Origin of the sequence: Pseudomonas sp. K5002 (genome assembly GCF_013386655.1) — a bacterium.
In the GTDB taxonomy this organism is placed as follows: domain Bacteria; phylum Pseudomonadota; class Gammaproteobacteria; order Pseudomonadales; family Pseudomonadaceae; genus Aquipseudomonas.
Window position 1 is genome coordinate 1 of record NZ_JACARK010000462.1, and the last position, 4,368, is coordinate 4,368.

The 4,368-nt window shown below is 60.0% G+C and carries 4 protein-coding genes; all 4 read right to left on the reverse strand.

Annotation, left to right across the window (positions count from 1 at the left end; translation table 11 throughout):
• On the reverse strand, positions 1 to 1,163 hold a 1,163-nt coding region (locus HX846_RS20445; RefSeq protein WP_178965989.1), incomplete at its 3' end, for a diguanylate cyclase.
• Between the two features lie 205 nt (positions 1,164 to 1,368).
• Positions 1,369 to 3,174, reverse strand: coding sequence for a phenylacyl-CoA dehydrogenase (locus tag HX846_RS20450; protein ID WP_008434376.1), 1,806 nt, complete (start codon positions 3,172 to 3,174; stop codon positions 1,369 to 1,371).
• Between the two features lie 339 nt (positions 3,175 to 3,513).
• Entirely contained in the window at positions 3,514 to 3,795 is a 282-nt protein-coding gene (locus tag HX846_RS20455; RefSeq protein WP_003211062.1) for a hypothetical protein, read from the reverse strand.
• A 107-nt stretch (positions 3,796 to 3,902) separates the two neighbouring features.
• Positions 3,903 to 4,368: dethiobiotin synthase (gene bioD / locus HX846_RS20460; protein WP_178965990.1), on the reverse strand; the 466-nt coding region annotated here is incomplete at its 5' end.

Genomic DNA, 4,368 nt, shown 5'->3' on the forward strand with positions numbered 1-4,368 from the left:
CTGCGCTGCTCGGCCTGGCGTTCGGCCACGCCGATGCTGACGGTCACCGACACGCTGGAAGCGCCATTGCCCACACGACGCTGGCGCCCCTGCTGGTCGTCGTGGGGACGGTCCGGGTTACGCAGTTTGATGTCGTAGTTGGCGATGATTTCGCGGATCTCTTCCAGGTGCGGCAGGCATTCATCCAGAGTCTTGCCGGCGAATACCACGGCAAATTCCTCACCGCCATAGCGGTAGGCCCGGCCGCCGCCGTTGACCTTGGACAGCTTGCTGGCGACCAGGCGCAGTACCTGGTCGCCCACGTCGTGGCCATGGGTATCGTTGAAACGCTTGAAGTGATCGACGTCGCCCATGGCCAGCACATAATTGCGCCCCAGGCGTTGCATGCGCTCATTGAGCGCGCGGCGGCCCGGCAACCCGGTCAGCTCGTCACGGAAGGCCATTTGATAAGCCTCGTGGGCCACCCCTGCAGCGATCATCAGCATCACCTGGCTGCACATGATGTTCAGGGTGAACGGCAGGATGAACGTCTGCGGCAACATCCAGAACAACCCCAGTAACCCTACCAGCTGCGCGGCGTGCAGCGGTCTTGGTTGATACCAGTACTGCGCGGCCAGGGTCACAAAACCAATCAGGAACATCGGATAGGACAGCTGGATCAGGCTCATCCAGCGGCCATGCAAGGCGGGCCAGCGAATTTCGGCCAACCAGCTCAACAAGGCATGGGGAAAACTTTGTTCAAGGGCAAGCGCCACGCTGCCTACCGCAAACAGCACCGCGCAGCGTGCGACGAAGTCGCGAAACAGGTGGGTTTTTTCTTGCCAGACCGCGTAGATGCCGAACAGCAACGGTAACAACAGGCAACACAGGTGGAAGACCACGGCCGCGTCGTCCCGCACGCGACCGTTATCGCGGTAGTAATCGGTCTGGGTATCCAGCAGGAAATAGACCACATACACCGTGATCATCAGGAACAGCTCTCGCTGGCGCCGGTAGACCGCGCAGTACGAGCCGCCCAGCAGCAGCACGAGGGTCGGCAGCACATTGAACAGTGAAGTGAAGAACACATTGAGATCCTTCACATACGCAGCCGAGAGCCCCGCCAGCAGTAAAAGCAGTGAAGGTAAAAAATGACTGAAACGTACAGCAGACGCGCGCGACAAGGGTAAAGCTCCGACCCACAAAAAAAGATGGCACAGTGCCTTCACTGATCACAGTTAAGCACATTCAATGTGATGCGTATCACATTGCCATCACTGTAACGGCCGCTCGGAGCAATCCCTGAGTGCGGTACTGTGGTTTTTTATCGCGCAAAAAAAACCGCCGCTCCCGAAGGAGCGGCGGCTTTTGAAGCGAACTGGCCGAGGCTTAGTAGCCCAGGTCGAAGTTCTCTTCTTTCATGTCCATCAGGTTGTTGGCGCCCGACAGCATGGTTGCAACGTGGGTGCGGGTACGCGGCAGGATGCGCTGGAAGTAGAAGCGCGCTGTCTGCAGCTTGGCGGTGTAGAAGCCTTCTTCGGTGGTGCCGGCAGCCAGTTTCTCGGCGGCCAGGCGGGCCATGTCGGCCCAGAAGTAAGCCAGGCAGGCATAACCGGAGTACATCAGGTAATCCACCGAAGCGGCACCGACTTCTTCGCGGTCTTTCATGGCCGCCATGCCGACCTTCATGGTCAACTCGCCCCACTCTTTGTTCAGTGCCGCCAGCGGTGCAACGAATTCCTGTACGGCTTCGTTGCCTTCGTTGGCCTGGCAGAACTTGTGGACGATCTTGGTGAAGCCCTTCAGCGCTTCGCCCTGGGTCATCAGCACTTTACGGCCCAGCAGGTCTAGAGCCTGGATGCCGGTGGTGCCTTCGTACAGCATCGAAATGCGGCTGTCGCGAACGTTCTGCTCCATGCCCCACTCGGCGATGAAGCCGTGGCCGCCGTAGATTTGCACGCCGTGGTTGGCGGCTTCAAAACCGACTTCGGTCATGAACGCCTTGGCGATCGGAGTCATGAAGGCCAGCAGTGCGTCAGCCTGTTTCTTGGCTTCGTCGTCAGTGCCGTACTTGACCACGTCAACCTGCTTGGCGGTGAAGTACACCATCGCGCGGTTGCCTTCGGCGAAGGCTTTCATGGTCAGCAGCATGCGGCGCACGTCAGGGTGCACGATGATCGGGTCAGCGGCCTTGTCTGGCGCTTTCGGGCCAGTCAGGGAGCGCATTTGCAGGCGGTCACGAGCGTATTTGAGGCCGCCCTGGAAGCCGATTTCAGCGTGGGACAGGCCTTGCAGCGCGGTGCCCAGGCGAGCGGTGTTCATAAAGGTGAACATGCAGTTCAGGCCTTTGTTCGCCGGGCCGATCAGGAAACCGGTGGCCGCGTCGAAGTTCATCACGCAGGTGGCGTTGCCGTGGATGCCCATCTTGTGTTCCAGGGAACCACAGGACACGGCATTGCGCTCGCCAATCGAGCCGTCGGCGTTCGGTACGAACTTGGGAACGATGAACAGCGAAATGCCTTTGGTGCCAGCCGGTGCGTCCGGCAGGCGGGCCAGCACGATGTGGACGATGTTGTCGGCCATGTCGTGTTCGCCGGCCGAGATGAAGATCTTGGTACCGGAAACCTTGTAGGAACCATCAGCCTGAGGCTCGGCCTTGGTGCGCAGCATGCCCAGGTCGGTGCCGCAGTGCGGTTCGGTCAGGCACATGGTGCCGGTCCACTCGCCCGACACCAGTTTGGTCAGGTAAGCCTCTTGCTGCTCGGGAGTGCCGTGCTCGGAAATGGTGTTCATCGCGCCATGGGACAGGCCCGGGTACATGCCCCACGACCAGTTGGCCTCGCCGACCATTTCGCTGACCGCCAGGCCCAGGGATTCCGGCAGGCCCTGGCCACCGTGCGCCACGTCGTGGGCCAGGCTTGGCCAGCCGCCTTCAACGAACTGTTTGTAGGCTTCTTTGAAACCGGTAGGGGTCTTAACGCCTGACTCGCTCCAGGTGCAACCTTCGATATCACCCACGCGGTTCAGCGGCGCCAGTACCTGCTCACAGAACTTGGCGCCTTCTTCGAGAATGGCGTCAACCATGTCCGGGGTAGCGTCCTGGCAAGCCGGCAGGCTCTGATAGTGCGCTTCATAGCCAAGCAGTTCGTCACGAACGAAGCGAATATCACGCAAGGGGGCCTTGTAGTCAGGCATAGCGATAAACCTCTGCTGATGTATCTGGGATGAACAACCGCATGGATGTGTTGTGGCGGTCAAACAGTTGTTTGAAACATACGTTTACGACCAATCCTTGTCAAGCGTCGCGCAAACGCCGTTTGTCATGACGCAGGTCAACGTCAGGCACGGCAAGGCCTGCAGCGAAATGCCGCATGACGATTCAGGGGGAAAAAGATTATTGAGCGGTGAAGATCAGTGTGGGAGCTGGCTTGCCTGCGATGCGGGCGCCGCGGTGTATCAGGAGGATCGAGGTGACGCTATCGCAGGCAAGCCAGCTCCCACAGAGAAGCCAGCTCGCACGATAAGAGGGGGGGGTTATGCGTAAGTATCGATCAAGGTGCCGAGCATTTCGTCGGAAGCCTTGGCGACTTTGGCGCCCAGTTCAACCTGGAACTTGCCTTGGGCCATCTCGACCATGTTGCTCGCCGAGTTGCTGGCCTGATTGGCGTCTACCGAACGCAAACGATCACTTTGCGCGTCCGAAGGCTGGGAAGTGGCGGCGCTGGCAATCTTGCCGGCGGCCTGGTCGACACGGTTCTGCCCGGTCTGAATCGCGCTCAGTCCCGAGTAAAACGCGCTGCTACCAGAGATTTCCATGGCGTGAACCTGCCTATAAGAGAATCGTGAACTGTTATTGAAGCAGACCTACCGGCAAAACGCTCGTCAAAAACACTAATGGCATAATGCCTTCTCGATAGGCAAAACTAGTCAAGCAGGTCCAGTTGCAAGTACGCGGCGACCGCTTCGGCGCTGGGATGCTTGAGCTTGGGCACCCTTCCCAGGCATGGCGCGGGGAGTCGTTCAGCCAGGGTCGCGAGGTTTTCTTCCAGACGAGAGGTCTTGGGGTCGATGATATTGGCCACCCAGCCCGCCAGCGGCAACCCGTCCCGGGCGATGGCTTCTGCGGTCAACAACGCGTGACTGATACACCCCAGCCGCACACCCACCACCAGGATCACCGGCAGCTTCAGCGCCTGGGCCAGGTCCGACAAATTGTCCTGGTCCGCCAATGGCACACGCCAGCCGCCCGCACCTTCGATCAAGGTGAAGTCCGCCTGCTTGGCGAGAACGTGCTGCATGGGCTTCAACAACGACTGCACCGTCAGCGCCACGCCGGCTTCACGGGCCGCCAGATGCGGCGCGATGGCCGGCTCGAAGGCCACCGGGTTG

Bases quoted from the DNA above. Each gene is read 5' to 3' on its own strand.
- HX846_RS20450 (WP_008434376.1), bottom strand. From the start codon at position 3,174: ATGCCTGACTACAAGGCCCCCTTGCGTGATATTCGCTTCGTTCGTGAC.
- HX846_RS20455 (WP_003211062.1), bottom strand. From the start codon at position 3,795: ATGGAAATCTCTGGTAGCAGCGCGTTTTACTCGGGACTGAGCGCGATT.